Consider the following 17337-nt stretch of genomic DNA (forward strand, 5'->3'; position numbering starts at 1 on the left):
TCCGCTAGATTAGTCCGGTGACTACCACTAACCAGACAGTACGCAAGGCCGTCATTCCCGCTGCGGGACTCGGCACCAGGTTCCTGCCTGCCACCAAGGCCATGCCGAAGGAAATGCTCCCGGTAGTCGACAAACCTGCCATCCAGTATGTCGTTGAGGAAGCCGTCAAAGTTGGCCTTAACGACATCCTGATGATCACGGGCCGCAACAAGCGCGCCCTCGAAGACCACTTCGACAGGGTCCCCGCGCTCGAAGCCACCCTGGCAGACAAGGGTGAGACAGCAAAACTGTCATCCATCCAGGCTGCCAGCAACCTCGGTGACATCCACTACGTCCGCCAGGGCGACCCCAATGGCCTTGGCCACGCGGTCCTTCGTGCCAAGCAGCACGTTGGTTACGAACCGTTCGCCGTCCTGCTGGGCGATGACCTGATCGACGCCCGTGACGAGCTGCTGAGCACCATGATCGAGGTCCAGGCCAAAACCGGTGGCTCGGTTGTGGCCCTGATCGAGGTGGAACCGTCCCAGATCAGCGCCTATGGCTGCGCGGACATCCAGGAAATCGACGGCGAAAGCTACGTCCGGATCAACGAGCTGGTGGAAAAGCCCGACGTCGAAGATGCGCCCTCCAACCTCGCCGTCATTGGGCGCTACGTCCTGCACCCGGCGGTCTTTGAGGTGCTCGAACGCACCGGACCGGGGCGCGGAGGCGAGATCCAGCTCACCGATGCCCTGCAGGAACTGGCTGCCGGCGACGGCGAAGGCCACGGAGTCTACGGTGTTGTGTTCCGTGGACGCCGCTATGACACCGGTGACAAGCTCAGCTACCTCAAGGCCTGCGTCCAGCTGGCTATCGACAGCGATGACCTTGGTCCCGGTCTGCGCGAGTGGCTGCCCGGTTTCACCGCCGGTCTCTCCCACTAACGCATCGTGCGCGCAGGCCCTATCTGGCCGGTCACGCTGGAGTGCGGCGACCTGGTACTGCGTCCCATCCGGTACCGGGACAAGAAGGAATGGACCGAAGTCCGGGGGCGGAACAGCGAATGGCTTGCTCCCTGGGAGGCGTCCAACCCGGCGCCCGGGGGAGGCCTGCCCGATTACCGGCAGATGGTGCGATCCCTCAAGATCCAGGCCGCGCAGTCCACGGCACTGCCGTTCCTCATCACCGAGCGGCGGCCCGGCGCGGCGGCTCCAGCCATAGTTGGCCAGCTGACCGTGTCATCCATTGTGTGGGGCTCCGCCCTGATGGCAACGCTCGGGTACTGGGTGGACCAGGGCCGGGCAGGACATGGCATCGCGCCTACGGCCGTCGCCCTGGCCACTGACCACTGCTTCCAGGTTTTGGGGCTGCACCGCATGGAGATCAACATCCGTCCGGAGAACGGCCCCAGCCTGAGGGTGGTTGAAAAGCTGGGCTTCCGGGACGAAGGGTACCGGCCCCGCTTCCTGCACATCAACGGCGAGTGGGCTGACCACCGGACCTTTGCCCTGACCTCGGAAGAAGTTCCCGACGGGCTGCTGCCCCGGTGGCTCGCCTCCCGCCCGTCCTGAGTCCCGGGCCGTCATAAATCCATTGATTTGCCACGTTGCCGGCGACACACCGTGGCTAATGCCGCAGGGGTTGACTTAATGCTCATACGGTTTTGATTGTGGACTTCCCCCTTAGCAGCTCAGTGATCCTTGTGGTTGCCGTTGTGCTCTGGATTGTCTGGGTTGCCCCGTATGTTCTCCGGAACCGCCGGCACCAGGTTCAGGCTGCAGGTGAGATGACGGCGGACGCACCAGCTACTGACTCATCGGACCCGAGAGCCGGGACGGTCATGAACATCACCGCCCAGCAGGAGAAAGCCATGGACATCAGGAAGAGCCCCGCTGCCGCAGCAGGCGACGGCGCGGCGGACACCGCCGCACCGGAGCCCCGCGACAGGTCGGGGACGAGTGGATTCAAGATCCGCTACGGCCGCACGGCACTCGCCCTCGCGGCCCTGGTTTCACTCCTGACCGCGCTCATCGCAGGCATGCTTCTCCCGTTTGGACTGGGCAGCGGGCTGCTGCCGGTTTCTGCCTTCCTGGTGGCCTTCGGATCGCTGGCATTGCTCCGCGGCCTGGCAGTCCGTGACCGCAGGAAAAAGGTCAACGCGGCGTTCCGTGCCGCAATGGGTTCGCCCGCCCGCCGACACAGTGAGCCGGAGCGGACTCCACTCCACACACCCAAGCCCGCGTCCCAGCCGGAACGGCCCCTGTTCGACGCCGAGGCCCACCAGCCCAAGGCCAAGCCGCTGACCGCCGCTGACCTGCGCGAGGCTGCCCTCGCCGTCGCCCTCGAAGCCGGCGACACCAGCGCCAGGACAGCTGCGGACGCCGGACCTGCCGGCGACACCTGGGAACCTGTTGAGGTTCCCAAACCGGTTTACGTCGAGGCCGCGAAGGCCGAACGGCCGGCACCTGAGCCCCTGGATCTCCCCGAGGCCCCCAAAGCCGTCGGGAAGCCGTCGCTGAAGCAGGGCACTGTGGCCGCACCCGCCGCCGGACCGGCGCCCAAGCCGCTGACCAAGGCCCAGAGCGCACTGAGCAACCTCGACGACGTCCTGCAGCGCCGGCGCGCCTGACACCCTGGAGGCCACCGGCGCCACCGCCGCAGGGACATTTGCGGTCCCGGTTGGTAAAGTGGCCGGAAAATTTGTAGCCTAGGGTCACCGGCCCCGCGGCTCCCACCGGAGAGCGGGCTGTTCCGGGGCTATAGCTCAGTTGGTAGAGCGCTTCGTTCGCATCGAAGAGGTCAGGAGTTCGAATCTCCTTAGCTCCACACCATGGCTGCCTGATCCAATCGGGATCGACGGCGCCTGAACTCCCTGGATTGGACAGAATTAATGAGTTTGATCCGGCTGAACGACGTCAGCGTCAGTTTCGAAAAAACACCGGTGCTCCGTGAAGCGTTCTTCAGGCTCGAACCCGGGGACCGCGTAGGCCTCATCGGCAGGAACGGGTCCGGCAAGTCCACCATCCTCAAGCTCATCCTCGGGCAGATTGCCCCGGACGCCGGGAGCATCAGCCTGGACCCCGGGGTCACCACCGCCTACTTCTCCCAGTTCTCGGAACTGAATGGCGGGTCGAGCATCCTTGAGGTCCTGGACGGGCTGTTCGCCCACATCAAGGACATTGAGGCGGAACTGGCGGCCATCGACACCGCCATAGCCGCGGGCCCCGGGGACTCCCAGCTGGACACCCTGATCCACCGCCAGTCGGAGCTCTTCGAAGACATGGACCGGCTGGACGGCTGGGACTACCAACGCAGCATCGACAAGGTACTCACCACACTGGGCTTCAGCGACGCCCACCGGGCCTGCTCCATCGACGAACTCTCCGGTGGTTGGCGGAACCGCGCCGCGCTGGCAAAGATCCTGCTTGAGGCCCCTGACGTGCTCCTCCTGGACGAGCCCACCAACTATCTGGACGTGGCCGGCGTCGAATGGCTGGAAGGCTGGTTCCGGACCTTCAAGGGCGCCGCGATCATCGTCTCCCACGACCGGACCTTCCTGGACGCCGTTGTCACCCGGATCGTGGAGGTGGAAAACTTCCACCTGCACGAATATCCGGGCAACTTCGCCGAGTATGTCGTGGCAAAGCAGTTCCGGCTCAAAAGCCTGGAAAGCCAGTTTCTGCACGAGTCCGAGCTGCTGGCGTTCGAGGCAGAGGGCATCTCGGACCGCCGTGAGGCAGCCAAGGCGGCGGGCAAGGGGCTCGCCAACCAGCTGGCCAAGATCAAGAAATCCCGTACCCCGAGGCCCGTGGACCAGATCATCACGGAGATCTACGGCGGCCTGTACGTCAAGGACGTGCTCTGCAGGGTGGATTCGCTCGGCAAGTCCTATGACGGACGGACGCTGTTCCAGGACCTGAGCTTCGAGATCGGCCGCGGGCACCGGATCGCCGTCATTGGCGCCAACGGCAGCGGCAAGTCCACGCTGCTGCGGGCCCTCACGGGCGAGGAGCCCGCCGATTCCGGTTCGGTCACCTGGGCGAAGGGCGCCGGCATGGTTTCCTACAACCAGGTGCTTGAAGAGCTTGACGACGACGACACGGTCACCCATGCGGTCAATGCGATGCCGGACAGCCTGGCCCTTACGGCGACGAAAAAATCCGTGCACCGGTTCCTGGCGATGTTCCAGTTTTCGGACGCCGACCTCATGCAGCGGATCGGCAACCTCTCCGGCGGCCAGCGTGCCCGCGTGGCCATGGCCCAGTGCCTGCTCTCCGGAGCCTCGGTCCTGCTGCTGGACGAGCCCACCAACCACCTGGACCTCTCCAGCACGCAGGTGATGGAACGTGCCCTGCTGCACTTCCCGGGCGCCGTCGTGGTGGTCAGCCACGACCGGTTCTTCACTGACAAGGTCGCCAACCGCCGTCTTGTCTTCACTCAGGACAGCGCGGCCATCGGCGTTCACGCGGCCTAACTTCCGGAGTTGCCCTCCGGAACCGCCCCTGCAGCCGATTCCACCCGCACCAGGACCGAAAGGCGGCGGGCAATCCCGGCCAGCACCTCCGGAACGTCCATAGCACCCGGGGTGCGGGTGCGCTGCCAAGCAGCCGCCGCGCGTTCCCAGTCAAGGGAGTGGGCACTGACCACAAACAGCGTCGTGCCCTGCTCGCTGAGGGCTTCCAGGGCCTCCGCGAACCGGACCCACCACGGTGCCTTTTCCGCCGAAACGGCTTCGGGGTCCGGTACGCCGTCAATGACCCATGTGGAGTGCCGGTCCGCCAATGCCCCGTAGTCGGCCCGCTCTGCGGCGCCGCCGCATAGCTCGGCGAAGCCGATCCACAGCAGCTCCGGTTCAGCGTTCCTGGCCGTGAACGGCACGGCGCCGGGCATCAGCGTGCGCTGCTGGGCGGACGACGGCGGAAACAGGCCGTAGGTGCCCAGCTGGTGCTCTGTGCCGGGAGTGATGATCCGGCCATGTACCAGCGCCGGTGCGGTCCCGCCGTCGGCCGCCGTGGCCGGCATCAGAGCCAGCCCTTCCTCTTGAAGATGGCGTACATCAGGCCGGCAGTTCCAGCCATCAGCGCAATGGCCATCGGGTAGCCTGCGGCCCAGTGGAGCTCCGGCATGTGGTCAAAGTTCATCCCGTAGACGCCGGCCACAAACGACGGCGCAAAGAAGATCGCAGCCCACGACGAGATTTTCTTGACCTGCTCGTTCTGCTCGGCGCTGGCCTCATTCTGGCGGTTGGCCGTAAGTGTCCCGTCCAGGGTCAGGGCGTTCTGCAGCAGGTCCCGGAAGGAATCGGCCCGGGAGATGACCCGCTCCACGTGGTCCTCCACGTCCCGCAGGCTATGCTGCAGTTCCGTTTCCACGCCGTATTTCCCGAAGCCGCGCTTGAGCTGCTGCATCATGCCCGGAAGCGGGTGGATGGCGCGCTGGAACTGGATGACCTCCCGGGCAAGCTCATAAATCCGGCGTGAGACCGTGCTGTCGCCGCTGAACAGCTGGTCTTCGATCTCATCGATGTCGTTCTCGAGCCCCGCCACCACGGGGGCGTAGTCGTCCACGACCTTGTCCAGGAGGGCGTACAGCACCGCCTCAGGGCCGTGCCGGAGCAGGTCGGGCCGGGACTCCAGCCGGCGCCGTACCGTGGCCACGCCGGCCATTTCGGCATGCCGGACGGTGACCACGAAGTTCCTGCCGGTAAAGATGTGGAGCTCGCCGAATTCCACGGTTTCGGTGGCGTCAAGGTAACGGGCGGGCCGCAGCACGGTGAAGAGGTTGTCCTCGTACCGCTCCAGCTTGGGACGCTGGTGCGCGGAGATTGCGTCCTCCACGGCCAGCGCGTGGAGGCCGAATTCATCGGCGACCGCGGCCATCTCTGCCGCTGTGGGCCGGTACAGTCCGATCCAGGCCATGCCCCCGTGGTGGGCGAGCGTTTCGAACGTCTGCTCCATGGACTCGGGTTCGGCGCTGCGGACACCGTCCACGTAGACGGCATTGTCGATGATTGTCATCGGAGGGAGGCTCCTTTCCGCGGGGCCGGGTGCACGCGGTTCAGGACATGGCTCCGATGATCGCGCCGGCAACGGTCATTGCCAACAGGTCGTGGCCGGAGTCTATGAGGGTGACGGCCACTGGGCGGCCGGCGAAGCCATTGTGGATCACATGGCCGCCGGCGCGGAACACCAGGGCGAGGACCAGGGCAAAGAAGCCTCCGGCCAGCGCGTTGTCCAGCCCCAGTTTGCTGATCAGGACAGCCAGCAGGATGGCTGTCAGGGCCGCGGCCACCATCATGGGGACCCAGATGCCGGCGCCGCCGCTGATGTTCTTCAGGTCCTCTTCTGTCTTGCCGATGGCCGCCATCCACTTGTTGCCCAGCACGGCGGGCAGGTACCAGACGAAGCCGATGACCATGCTTGCAATGAAGGCGAGCAGCACGGCGAGCCAGTTGATCTGCGAGATATATGAGAGCCAATCCATGTTCGAAAGCCTAGCCGCTTGGGTCCTCGCGGGACGCCGCGGAGGCCCGGACTGCCCGTGTTGCCTGGCCCGGCGTGCCGTGTGCCAGCCTGCTGATCAGCGGTTCGGTCCGGTACGGGATGTGGGTGTGGAGCGCCAGCACTGTTTCAGTCCGGATGACGCCCTTGATCCGCAGGATCTGACGGAGCGCGGCCTGCAGGTTGTGGGTGTCTGTGGCCACCAAGCGGCACCAGACGTCTCCCCGGCCGGAGATCTCGTGGACTTCCAGGACCTGGGGGAGGAGCCGCAGTGCCGCCACGACGCCGTCGAGTTCCCGGTGCGTCACCTCGATCGTCACGAAGGCGACGACGTCATACCCCACCGCTTCGAGGTCGATTTCGCGTCCGCCGTCGTGAAGGACGCCGGCACGCAGCAGGCGCCGCACGCGCGACTGTGCCGTGTTGCGGGCGATTCCCAGCGAATCACTGAGTTCGCCGATCTGGACGCGGGGATCGCGGATCAATTCCAACAGGATCTTCAAGTCCGTGGGGTCAAGGTTGTTCAAACTGTCACTTTCAGCCATGAAGGCAACTATAAATTGATGATTTTGATCAATTATTCCACGAATGGCGGACCAATAAGGCAGAAGTGCAGCAATCTGTACTTATCCGTTTTTTACCCGGCCGCCGCATCCCACAAGGACACCCGGCGCCGGTCGAAGCAAAGGCACGCGAATGACCGTCTTCAGTGAACTCCGCATGCGGCCCGCCGCCGCCGGGCGTACAGGCTGGGACGCCTCCACGACCGCACGGCTGGTGATGGCGGGAACCGTCATCTTTACCCTGCTGGTGGGCGCCAACCTGGCAACGCCCCTGTATCCGTTGCTGCAGGAAAACCTGGGGCTCTCGACGTTCGGGATCACCGTCGCGTTCGCCAGCTACGTCCTCGCCCTGGTATCCACGCTGATGCTTGCGGGGCACTGGTCGGACCACATCGGCCGGCGCGCTGCCCTGATCCTCGCCGTTGTGGTGGGGCTTGCGGGCGGCTGGATGTTCGCCCATGCGCAGGGGCTCGCGGCCCTTTCCGCCGGACGTGCCCTTCAGGGCGTCGCCGTGGCCCTGGCCACCGGCGCGAGTGCGGCAGCCCTGCGGGAACTGCTGCCCTCCCGCCCCGAATGGGCCTCGCGCTTTACGCTCCTGGCCTCTGCCGGGGGTGTGGCGGCAGGCCCGGTCATTGGCGGCGTCCTGTCGATGCTGCCCGGACCAACCACCGCGCCGTACTACGTTCACTCCGCAGTACTTGCCTGCCTCCTTGTGCCCCTCTACCTGCTCCAGGCACGGCCTCCAATCATGCCCGCTGACGCCGCCCGGCCGTTCAAGGCGCTGGCGCCGCGCCGGCCGTCCGTGTCCACCGGGGCGAGGGGTGCATTCTGGCTCGCAGCCGCCGTCGGATTCCTCAGCTTTTCCGTCTTTGGCTTCTGCCTGTCCCTGGCGCCGGGCTATTTTGCCCAGATCGTGCACGCAGATTCACGCCCCGTCATTGGCGCCCTGGCCGGCATCACCCTGGCCGCGTCTGCCCTGAGCCAGCTGCTCAGCGTACGTGGCAGGTATGCGGTGCCGGCAGGCCTGGCCGTCCTGGGCATTTCGGTGCTGGTGCTGGCTGCCTCCGCGGCGTGGAACAGTCCGCTGTTGCTCGTGCTGGCCAGCGTCTGTGCCGGGTTGGGCCAGGGGGTGGCGTTCCGCACTGTCTTCAACGACGTTGCCGGCAAAGTGGAGCCGTCCCACCATGCCCGGATCATCAGCACGGTGTACGTGATCACGTACCTTGGCAGCGCAGTGCCCGTCCTGGGACTTGGATGGGCGACGGCGGTGTTCGGGCTGCAGGCATCCGTCGCCGGGTTTGTGGTGCTGTGCAGCGCGGCGGCTTTGGTGCTCGCGGGAGTCACCATGCGTTCGGCGATGCAGCCCGGCGCCAGCCGCTAGCAGCGGGCAGTCGGGCTACTCGGGGAGCGGCCCGTGGTTTCCCTGGATGTGGTCGAAGACCAGGGTTGTCTCGGTGTGGCCCACCACCGGGTCCGTCGCCAAATTGTCCAGCACCCAGTCACGCAGGTCCTCGGTGCTGGCCACGGCGATGTGCAGGAGGTAGTCCACGGAGCCTGAGGTATGGAACGTGGAGAGCACGGCCGGCAGATGCGGAACACGTGCCGTAAAGCGGTCGATCTGGTCCCTGTCATGCGCCCTGAGCCGGACGGCCACCAGTGCCTGGACGGACCGTCCGATGGCGGACAGGCTGAGTTTCGCTTCAAAGCCCTGGACGATGCCGCGTTCGGAGAGTGCCCGGGTGCGCATCAGGGCCGTCGAAGGGGCGATGCCCACGAGTTCGGCCAGCTGCTTGTTCGAGATCCGGGCGTCGTCCACCAGGGCTGCGAGCAGCCGCTCGTCGATGGCATCCAGGGGTTCGGTGTGCCCGGGCCGGACGTTCTTGGCGTTGCTGCTCATGGGATCTCCTCAAAGTGTTCTGAGTTCATCCTAGACGCCCTATTCCGGCCGTTCACCCCCGTCCGGGTCCTTCTGTCCGAATATTCGCCAGAAGATCAGGCCCTGGGCAGCGGATAGTTCGCTCCTAGGCGGCGGCAGCTTCCGGCCGTCCGGCCTCGGGCGCAGCGGCTGCGCGGGTTTCGCGCCAGGGATGGGCGACGGCGACAGTCACCGCCGTGAGGCAGGCCAGGACCATCACGGTCCCTGCCAGTGCCGGCCAGCCCCAGGACTGGAAGACCAGACCGCCGGCCCAGCCGATGACGCTGGAGCCCAGGTAGTAGGACAGGTTGTACAGTGAGGCCGCCTGAGCCCGGCCCGTGGAAGCGATACTGCCCGTCCAGCCTGCGCCGATGCTGTGCGCGGCGAAGAACCCTCCGGTGAAGACGACGAGGCCCAGCAGGATGACGGCCAGCAGCTGGGTCAGGGTCAGGCCCAGACCCGCCACCATCAGGATGACCCCGGCGAGCAGGACGTTCCGCCGCCCGAACCTCAACGTCAGCGCCGCTGCCCAGCGTGAGGAAAACGTTCCGGACAGATACGCGAGGAAAATCAGGCTGATCAGCGTGGCCGGCAGCGCGAACGGCGCACCGGCCAAGCGGAAGCCGAGGTAGTTGTAGACCGCAACGAAGCCGCCCATCAGCAGGAACGCCTGGACGTACAGCGCCAGCAGCCGTCGGTTGCGGACATGCCCGGCTAGGGTCCGCCACGCACCCCGCAATCCGGCCGCCTTGGCCGGCGTGAATCCCCGGGCCTTGGGGACGAGCAGCAGGAAGAGTACCGCTGCGAGGGTGGCCAGCAGGGATACGGCAAGTGCGGCCGCCCGCCAGCCCCACAGTTCGCCGACGGGTCCGGCAACTAGCCGCCCGGCGAGGCCGCCCAGCGTGGTTCCTGCGACGTAGCTGCCGGCAGCCAGGGCAGCATGTGCCTTGTTTACTTCCTCGTTGAGGTAGGCAATGGCGATGGCGGGGATCCCTCCCAATGCCATGCCCTCGAGCAGCCGCAAGCCCAGGAGCATACCGAAGCTGCCGGCCAGCGGCACGAGCAGGCCGAGGACCGTGGCGGCCGTGATCCCCATGGCCATGGCTTTGACGCGTCCGATCCTGTCCGCCAGGAAGGACCACGGGATGACGGTGACCGCCAGTCCGACGGTGGCCAGGGAAATGGTCAGGGCGGCTTCGGCAGCCGTAATCTGCAGGTCCGTTGCCATGATGGGCAAAACAGCCTGGGTGGAGTAGAGCTGGGCAAAGGTGGCGACGCCGGCAAAGGCCAGGCCGGCCAGGACCTTTCCGTACGCAGCAGAACCTTTCGGGTGGCCGTCCCACGGTTTGGGATTCGACGCGTCATTGCCTGCCGTACGCGGATGTTTGCCCATTTCTCCACCCTAGACCCGGAGGAATGTATGCTTCCAATGCATGTTTGGATGGAATTTCATATCAAATATGGAACAGATAACCGGCCTGGAAGGGCGACTCAATGGACGCTGACCATAAACAGCTCGCGCAGTTGCTTCCGTTGCTGCCTTTGCTCGCGGAGCTGGGACGGACGCAGCACGTGACCGAAACCGCGGAGCTGCTCGGCGTGCCCCAGTCCACCGTGAGCCGCGCCCTGGGCCGCGCCAGCGCCGCCGTCGGAACCGAACTCGTGATCCGGGACGGCAGGGGAGTGCGGCTGACCTCCGCGGCCAGGACGCTGCTGCCGTTCATCGAGGCGGCGCTGTCCGAATTCCAGGCCGGGCTGGATCTCGTCCGGCATGAATCGGATGTCGTGCGGGGAAGGATTTCCATTTCGTTCCAGCACACGTTCGGTGAAGCCACGCTGCCGATGCTGATCAGTGCTTTTCGGAGCAGGCATCCGGAAGCCGGCTTCACGTTCAGCCAGGGTGCCCGGGACAGCTGCCTCGCGGAACTTGCATCCGGCGGGGCTGACCTTGCCCTGACGGCTCCGGTGGCGCCGGCGGGCCGCACGGTCTCGTCCGCGGCCCTTTACCGTGAACCGCTGCGGCTGGTGGTCCATCACGCGCATCCGCTGGCGTCCCGCCGCAGCGTCCGGATCCGGGACATCAGGAGCGATCCCTTTGTGGCAATGGGGTCCGGGTACGGCCTGCGGTCCCTGACGGACGCATTATTCCGCGAAGCGGGTTTCCGGCCGCGCATCGCTTTTGAAAGCCAGGACTCCCATACGGTGCGGGGCCTTGTCTCGGCAGGGCTTGGCGTGAGCATCCTCCCGCCCGGCGGCAACGGACCGGGGCGTGACGTCAGCCCGGAAACAGGGAACCTGGGCTGGGTTGAACTCGCGATTGAATCGGACCTGGCCTTCCGCGAGATCGGGCTGGCATGGCGGGTTCGCAAGCCTGGGCCGGATGCCGAATCCGACGCTGTCCGGCTTTTCCGGGAGATGGTGCTCCAGGAGGGACCACAGTTGCTGGCAGGCCTGGTCCGGTCCCGGTCCGGCGGCCCGTGACATATGGCGAGGGCGGCACGGGCTTCCAGCGCCAGCCTCAGTAGGCTGGTGACGTGACTTACACCGAAAACCCAGATACCCCACCATCCGAAGCAGCCGGCACCGCGAAGACTGGCCCGCTGTCCGGAGTCATCATCGGACTGGACATCGGGGGCACCAAGACCCGCGGCGTGCGTTTTGAGGACGGGAAGGCAGTGGCGGATGAGTCCGCCGGCAGCTCCAACGTCCAGAATGTCAGCCGTGAAGACGCTGCCCTTAATTTGGCTGACCTGTTTGCCCGGATCGGCGGGGGCCAGGTGGCCCAGGTCTATGCCGGGGCCGGCGGCATTGATACAGACGACGACGCCGCCGCGCTCGCCGCGCTGATCGAACCCCACGTTCCCGGAGCCAGAATCACGGTGGTCCACGACTCCCGGCTGCTCCTGGCGGCCGGACGTGCCAGCACCGGCGTTGCGGTGATTGCCGGAACGGGTTCCGCCGCGTGGGGCAGGAACGCCGGCGGAGACGAGGCCAGGGCCGGGGGCTGGGGCTACCTCCTTGGCGATGAGGGCAGCGGCTACTGGCTGGGGCGCGAAGCGGTCCGCTACAGCCTGCGCCGGATGAACCAGGGCCTGCCCGTCGACGGGTTGACGGCAGCGCTCCTTGAATCCTGCGGCGTGGACGACCCCAACCGGCTGATCTCCCTGTTCCATGCCCCTGACACAGGCCGCCGCTTCTGGGCGCAGCAGGCCCGTCCGGTGGTGGAGACCGCCGCCGCCGGCCACCCGGCCAGCCTGGAGCTCTTGGACCAGGCCGGCAGCGACCTGGCCGGCCTGGCCGCGCAGGCACTCGGGAAGCTTGGTCTTGATGGCCCCGTAATCCTGGGCGGCGGCCTCGGCATGAACGTGGTCCCGCTCCAGGATGCCTTCCGCAAGCATCTGGCCGCCGCCGGCATCACGGACGTGCGGGTACTGGACCAGGAACCGGTGTTTGGTGTCCTGCAGCTGGTCTCCGAGCAGGACTAAAGCCCGGTGGGCCGACCTATCAGGGCCGGGTGCTCCGTTTCCGCGGCGTCAGCCTGACGGTGGGCAGTACAGGGGCCGGGATGCGGCCGGCTTCGGCGCCCGCCTCCGGTCCATGTCCCTCGACCAGCCCGTAACGGGCGCCCCGGGCCTCGGCATCGGCTAAGCCGTCCTGGGCCTCCCACGCCTCGCGGGCTTCCTCCACTTCCTCATGGGTGCGGGCCACGAAGTTCCACCACATCAGCAGTTCCTCCTGGAAAGGTTCACCGCCGATGATCACGATGCGGGTGCCAGGGAGCGCCTGCATGGCCAGCCGGGAGCGGCCCGCGCCCAGGTAGCCGAGGGGGCCGGGCGGAATCTCCTGCCCGTCCACCACCAGCCCGCCGTCGAGCACCAGGACGGCATGTTCAAAGTGCTCGTTGAGCGGCAGGACGACGGGGCCCGCGCACGAGATGTCCGCGCCGACAATGGGGGAGTACATGGTGGCCGGCGACGTTGCGCCGGCAAATTCCCCCACCATTACCGTGGCGGTGAAATTTTCACCGGTCACGGCGGGAAGTTCGCGGTGCTGCTCGAAGGCAGGCTCCCGGTGCCGCTGGCTGTCCGGGAGCGCAACCCAGAGCTGAAGGCCACGCTGCAGCGGCAGTTGCCCGCCGCCGTCGGACGCGGGCAGCGGTGACGGAAGTACAGCGAACTCCGAGTGGGATACGCCCCGCCCCGCCGTCATGATGTTCAGCTCGCCGGGGCGGACCACAACGTCGCTGCCGACGCTGTCCCGGTGCCGGACGTGCCCCGCCAGCGGCCATGTCACGGTCTGCAGCCCGATGTGCGGGTGGGGGAGCACCGACATGGCTGTGCGGTCCGGGCCGAAGCTGTCCAGGAAGCACCAGGCCCCGATGGTCGGCAGCCCTCGCTGGGGCAGCGTGCGCCGGACGTTCATGGCCCGCACTCCGCCCAGCGGAACTTCCCGTTCCGGCCAGAGCTGCAGGCATGGTCCCGAGCCCTCCCCGGGGGCCGCGGGTGGACAAATTTCCTGCTCGGGGGTCACTTCGAGATTGGTCACAGTTCAACTCTAGGCCCACCGCCGTCGGCCGGTCAGTGCCTCCTCCCGGCCGCCTAGGGGCGTCGCCGGGTTCTTCGCCCGACGGCCCATCCGCGAAGGCGAGGTCTCCGAATGATTACAGTAGGGATTCCTTCGCCCACTTTCGGTGCGCCACTGGTTAAGCTGGGGTCGGATGAGGGTTACCGTGATTATCAGTATGCTTATTGACCGAGTCGATCTCCACTCCGATGCCGTCCAACAGAACAGGTAAGTCCCGCAATGGACCAGGCCATGATTGAGTTCCAAAGCGTCACCAAGCAGTATCAGGGCGGACACCCGGCCGTGGAGCAGCTGACCATGTCCATCGACAGGGGCGCGATCACCGTTTTTGTGGGCCCGTCCGGCTGCGGCAAGACCACGTCGCTGCGGATGATCAACCGCATGGTCGAACCTACGTCCGGCGTCATCACCGTGGACGGCAAGGACGTCACGTCCGTTCCCGCGGCGGAACTCCGGCGTTCCATGGGCTACGTGATGCAGTCTTCCGGGCTCATGCCGCACCGTTCAGTGCTGGACAACATCGCCACCGTTCCCCGGCTCAACGGCGTCTCCAAGGCAGCATCGCGCAAACGCGCCGAAGAGCTGCTCGACGTCGTCGGCCTGGCCTCCACGCTCGGCAAACGCTACCCCTCCCAGCTGTCCGGCGGACAGCAGCAGCGCGTCGGCGTGGCCCGTGCCCTCGCCGCGGACCCGCCCGTGCTCCTGATGGACGAGCCGTTCAGCGCCGTGGATCCCGTGGTGCGGGACGAGCTTCAGCAGGAACTCCTGCGGCTGCAGAAGGACCTCGCCAAGACCATCGTTTTTGTCACCCATGACATTGACGAAGCCACCGTGCTGGGCGACAAAGTGGCCGTGTTTGCCGTAGGCGGCAAGCTGGCACAGTACGCCACCCCCGAGGAGATCCTGCGCGCACCCGCTACTGACTTTGTCGCGGCTTTCGTCGGCCGGGACCGCGGCTTCCGGCACCTGGGATTCACAGCGTCCGACGGCGTGACCATCCACCCGGTGCCCACGCTCGTCCGGGGCGACTCAGGCTTCGCCGGGGACCCCGACGCCGTATCCGGCTGGCAACTGGTGGTGGACACCGCCATGCACCCCCTGGGCTGGGCAAGCCCGGGAACGGACACCGAACTCATTCCCGGCGGCTCACTGTTCCGCCCCGGCGACACCCTCCGCCGGGCCCTGGACGCCGCGCTCTCCTCGCCGTCCGGCCTGGGCGTCGCCGTTGACCGTGAGGGCCGCGTCCTGGGCACCATCAGGGCACACGAGGTCCTGGCCGTCATTGAGGAAGCCCGCCAGGTCCGGCAGGCTGCGCTCTGATGGACTGGTTCCTGGCAAACAGCGGCATGGTCCTGGAACGGGCCGGCCAGCACCTGGTGCTTGCACTCATCCCGATGGTGCTCGGACTGGTCATTTCCATCCCGCTGGCCCAGCTCGCCCGGATGAACGGCACGCTGCGGTCCGTCGTAGTGACCGCAAGTTCGCTGCTCTACACCATCCCCTCGCTGGCACTGTTCATCATCCTGCCTCCCCTCCTCGGGACGCGGATCCTCGATCCGGTGAACGTCATTGTTGCGCTCACCCTGTACGCAGTGGCCCTGCTGGTGCGGGCCGCCCTCGATGCTTTCGACTCCGTGGACGAAAACCTGCGCCAGGCCGCCGTGGCCCTGGGCTACAAGCCCTGGCTGCGCTTCTTCCAGATCGACCTGCCACTGTCACTCCCCGTGATGTTCGCCGGGCTCCGCGTGGTCTCGGTCAGCAACATCTCCCTCGTCAGTGTTGCCGCACTCCTGGGGGTGGGGAACCTGGGCATGCTGTTTACCGACGGACTGCAGCGGACCTTCGTCACCGAAGTGGTGGTGGGCATTATTGCCATCCTGGTGCTGGCCCTGCTGATGGACGGGGTGCTGGTGCTGCTGGAGCGGTTGCTGACGCCGTGGACGCGGGCCGCAAAATCGCCAGCAGCGGATTCGCAGCGGATCGACGCCGCACGTCTGCCCGGGATTGCAGGGGCGTCCGGATGAGCAACATCTTCGTTGACACCCTCGCCTGGCTGACCGACCCCGTGCACTGGTCCGGAAGCTCCGGTATCGGAGTGCGCCTGCTGGAGCATCTCCAATACAGCGCCCTGGTGCTCGTCATCGCGGCGGCCATAGCTCTCCCCGCGGGGCTGTACATCGGGCACACCGGCCGTGGCCGGGTGGTTGCCGTTGCCGTGGCCGGCGCCCTCCGTGCGCTGCCCACCCTGGGGTTGCTGGTCCTGTTTGCACTGCTCGCGGGCAGCAGCCTGATGCCACCGGTGTGGGCCCTGGTCATCCTCACCGTTCCGCCGCTGCTCGCCGGAACATATGCGGGCATCTCCAGCGTGGACCGGACGGTGGTTGATGCCGCCCGGGCCATGGGGATGACCGAACTGCAGATCCTGTTCCGCGTGGAAGTACCCAACGGCCTGCCGGTGATGTTCGGCGGCATCCGTACGGCCGTGCTCCAGGTCATCGCCACGGTGTCCGTTGTGGCGTATCTTCCGCTGGGCGGCCTCGGCCGGTATCTTTTCGACGGCCTGGTCCTGCAGGATTTCCCGCGGATGCTGGCAGGATCCCTGCTTATCGCAGGCCTGGCAATCGCTGTCGACCTCATCCTCGCCGCGGTGCAGAGAATGCTGCTGTCGCCCGGCCTGTCCACCGATCCCCACGGCGGCCACAAGGCCGCCGCCGATCTCCCAGCTGCCACGCCTGTGGCAGCTGCTGTTCAAGGAGGCACCCCATGAAGAAAACCGCCCCGACAACCATTGCACGCCGGAGCCTTGCCGGCCTGGCTGCGGGCGTCGGCATCGCCGTCGCCCTTTCCGCCTGCGGCGGCGGCGACCCCCTGTCGACGCCCAGCACCACCGGAACCGGCGGTTCAACCGGCGGCTCGCTGGTGGTGGGATCGGCGGACTTCCCGGAAAGCCAGATCGTGGCCGAGATCTATGCCGGCGCGCTGACGGCAGCCGGTGTCACAGCGACCACCAAGCCTAATATCGGATCCCGCGAAATCTACTTCAAGGCCGTGCAGGACGGTTCCGTGGATCTGGTCCCGGACTACTCCGGCAACCTGCTCTCGCACGTGGATCCCGAGGCAGCGGAGGTTTCGGCCGACGACATCTACAAGGCCCTGCCGGGGAAGCTTCCCGACGGCCTGGCGGTCTTGGAAGCAGCGAAGGCTGAGTCCAAGGACGCCATGGTGGTCACCAAGGCCACGGCCGAAAAGTACCAGCTTAAGTCCATCGAGGACCTCGCCAAGGTCTGCAAGGACCTGACCATGGCGGCGCCTGCAACGTTTGAAACCCGCGCCTATGGCTTCCCGGGGCTCAAGGCGAACTACGGCTGTGAACTCAAGGCGCTGAAGCCTTTCAGCGACGGCGGCGGCAACCTGACGCTGCAGGCCCTGCTGACCGATGACGTCCAGGTGGCCGACATCTACACCACCACGCCGTCCATCGCGGACAACGACCTTGTGGTGCTGGCAGATCCGAAGAACAACTTCAAGGCCCAGCAGGTCCTGCCGCTGTACAACAAGGCAAAGATGACCGATAAGGCCAAGGAAGCACTCAACGCCGTTTCGCGCATCCTCACCACCGATGACCTGGTCAACCTCAACCGGGCAGTCAGCGGCAGCCAGAAGCAGAACGCCAAGGACGCTGCGGCGGCCTGGCTGAAGGACAAGGGCATCGTCAAGTAACGCCTGGCTCCTTTGCAGCACCCCGACGGCGGCTGCCGGACTTCACGAGTCCGGCAGCCGCCGTCGCACGTGGCAC

18 protein-coding genes and 1 tRNA gene are annotated in these 17337 nt (G+C 66.4%); 12 read left to right on the forward strand and 7 right to left on the reverse strand.

Annotated elements, in window-relative coordinates; all coding sequences use genetic code 11:
• Window positions 1-17 precede the first annotated feature (17 nt).
• The 5 genes from galU to J2X42_RS01375 all read left to right on the forward strand — a co-directional run bounded on the left by galU (window position 18) and on the right by J2X42_RS01375 (window position 4453).
• Window positions 18-923 carry a UTP--glucose-1-phosphate uridylyltransferase GalU gene (gene galU, locus J2X42_RS01355; protein WP_310161412.1) on the forward strand — a complete coding sequence of 302 codons (906 nt, stop codon included), beginning with the start codon at window positions 18-20 and terminating at the stop codon, window positions 921-923.
• Between the two features lie 6 nt (window positions 924-929).
• Window positions 930-1550: a GNAT family protein gene (locus J2X42_RS01360; RefSeq protein WP_310161413.1), complete on the forward strand. Its 621-nt coding sequence runs from the start codon at window positions 930-932 to the stop codon at window positions 1548-1550.
• Window positions 1551-1648: 98 nt separating this feature from the next.
• Complete coding sequence (locus J2X42_RS01365) at window positions 1649-2608, forward strand: hypothetical protein (protein WP_310161414.1); 960 nt, start codon at window positions 1649-1651, stop codon at window positions 2606-2608.
• A gap of 124 nt (window positions 2609-2732) precedes the next feature.
• Window positions 2733-2805: transfer RNA gene (locus tag J2X42_RS01370), tRNA-Ala, on the forward strand.
• Between the two features lie 64 nt (window positions 2806-2869).
• A complete protein-coding gene (locus tag J2X42_RS01375; protein ID WP_310161415.1) occupies window positions 2870-4453 on the forward strand; it encodes an ABC-F family ATP-binding cassette domain-containing protein in 1584 nt (527 codons plus the stop codon).
• Here the strand turns inward: J2X42_RS01375 and zapE are convergent.
• From zapE to J2X42_RS01395, 4 genes are read right to left on the reverse strand one after another with little or no spacing between them, the layout of a single operon-like run.
• The gene (zapE, locus tag J2X42_RS01380) at window positions 4450-5001 is read right to left on the reverse strand and encodes an AFG1/ZapE family ATPase (protein WP_310161416.1); all 552 of its coding nucleotides are present in this window, start codon (window positions 4999-5001) and stop codon (window positions 4450-4452) included. The two genes, J2X42_RS01375 and zapE, sit on opposite strands and share 4 nt — an antisense overlap.
• Window positions 5001-5996, reverse strand: a complete 996-nt coding sequence (corA, locus tag J2X42_RS01385; RefSeq protein WP_310161417.1) for a magnesium/cobalt transporter CorA — start codon at window positions 5994-5996, stop codon at window positions 5001-5003. The genes zapE and corA overlap by 1 nt, the downstream gene beginning before the upstream one ends.
• Window positions 5997-6036: 40 nt before the next feature.
• Window positions 6037-6462 (reverse strand): DUF1761 domain-containing protein, encoded by a 426-nt coding sequence (locus J2X42_RS01390; RefSeq protein ID WP_310161419.1) that lies wholly within the window; start codon window positions 6460-6462, stop codon window positions 6037-6039.
• 10 nt (window positions 6463-6472) lie between these two features.
• Window positions 6473-7024, reverse strand: coding sequence for an Lrp/AsnC family transcriptional regulator (locus tag J2X42_RS01395; RefSeq protein WP_310161421.1), 552 nt, complete (start codon window positions 7022-7024; stop codon window positions 6473-6475).
• 151 nt (window positions 7025-7175) lie between these two features.
• Here J2X42_RS01395 and J2X42_RS01400 point away from each other — a divergent pair, with 151 nt between their 5' ends.
• Window positions 7176-8423 (forward strand): MFS transporter, encoded by a 1248-nt coding sequence (locus J2X42_RS01400; RefSeq protein WP_310161422.1) that lies wholly within the window; start codon window positions 7176-7178, stop codon window positions 8421-8423.
• A gap of 15 nt (window positions 8424-8438) precedes the next feature.
• Here J2X42_RS01400 and J2X42_RS01405 read toward each other — a convergent pair whose 3' ends face one another.
• Window positions 8439-8939 (reverse strand): Lrp/AsnC family transcriptional regulator, encoded by a 501-nt coding sequence (locus J2X42_RS01405; RefSeq protein WP_131131391.1) that lies wholly within the window; start codon window positions 8937-8939, stop codon window positions 8439-8441.
• A gap of 124 nt (window positions 8940-9063) precedes the next feature.
• Window positions 9064-10350 carry an MFS transporter gene (locus J2X42_RS01410; protein WP_310161423.1) on the reverse strand — a complete coding sequence of 429 codons (1287 nt, stop codon included), beginning with the start codon at window positions 10348-10350 and terminating at the stop codon, window positions 9064-9066.
• 101 nt (window positions 10351-10451) lie between these two features.
• Here J2X42_RS01410 and J2X42_RS01415 point away from each other — a divergent pair, with 101 nt between their 5' ends.
• Window positions 10452-11438 (forward strand): LysR substrate-binding domain-containing protein, encoded by a 987-nt coding sequence (locus J2X42_RS01415; protein ID WP_310161424.1) that lies wholly within the window; start codon window positions 10452-10454, stop codon window positions 11436-11438.
• A 53-nt stretch (window positions 11439-11491) separates the two neighbouring features.
• On the forward strand, window positions 11492-12442 hold the full coding sequence (locus tag J2X42_RS01420; protein WP_396133999.1) for an N-acetylglucosamine kinase: 951 nt from the start codon (window positions 11492-11494) through the stop codon (window positions 12440-12442).
• 19 nt (window positions 12443-12461) lie between these two features.
• Here J2X42_RS01420 and J2X42_RS01425 read toward each other — a convergent pair whose 3' ends face one another.
• A complete protein-coding gene (locus J2X42_RS01425; protein WP_310161427.1) occupies window positions 12462-13502 on the reverse strand; it encodes a pirin family protein in 1041 nt (346 codons plus the stop codon).
• A gap of 258 nt (window positions 13503-13760) precedes the next feature.
• Here J2X42_RS01425 and J2X42_RS01430 point away from each other — a divergent pair, with 258 nt between their 5' ends.
• From J2X42_RS01430 to J2X42_RS01445, 4 genes are read left to right on the forward strand one after another with little or no spacing between them, the layout of a single operon-like run.
• Window positions 13761-14861 carry an ATP-binding cassette domain-containing protein gene (locus J2X42_RS01430; protein WP_310161429.1) on the forward strand — a complete coding sequence of 367 codons (1101 nt, stop codon included), beginning with the start codon at window positions 13761-13763 and terminating at the stop codon, window positions 14859-14861.
• Window positions 14861-15565, forward strand: a complete 705-nt coding sequence (locus J2X42_RS01435) for an ABC transporter permease (protein WP_310161432.1) — start codon at window positions 14861-14863, stop codon at window positions 15563-15565. Before J2X42_RS01430 ends, J2X42_RS01435 begins: the two co-directional genes overlap by 1 nt.
• Window positions 15562-16308, forward strand: a complete 747-nt coding sequence (locus tag J2X42_RS01440; protein WP_310161435.1) for an ABC transporter permease — start codon at window positions 15562-15564, stop codon at window positions 16306-16308. Before J2X42_RS01435 ends, J2X42_RS01440 begins: the two co-directional genes overlap by 4 nt.
• Window positions 16305-17261, forward strand: coding sequence for an ABC transporter substrate-binding protein (locus J2X42_RS01445; RefSeq protein ID WP_310161437.1), 957 nt, complete (start codon window positions 16305-16307; stop codon window positions 17259-17261). The genes J2X42_RS01440 and J2X42_RS01445 overlap by 4 nt, the downstream gene beginning before the upstream one ends.
• The last annotated feature ends 76 nt before the right edge of the window (window positions 17262-17337 follow it).

This window comes from Arthrobacter sp. BE255 (genome assembly GCF_031457335.1).
Lineage (GTDB): Bacteria > Actinomycetota > Actinomycetes > Actinomycetales > Micrococcaceae > Arthrobacter.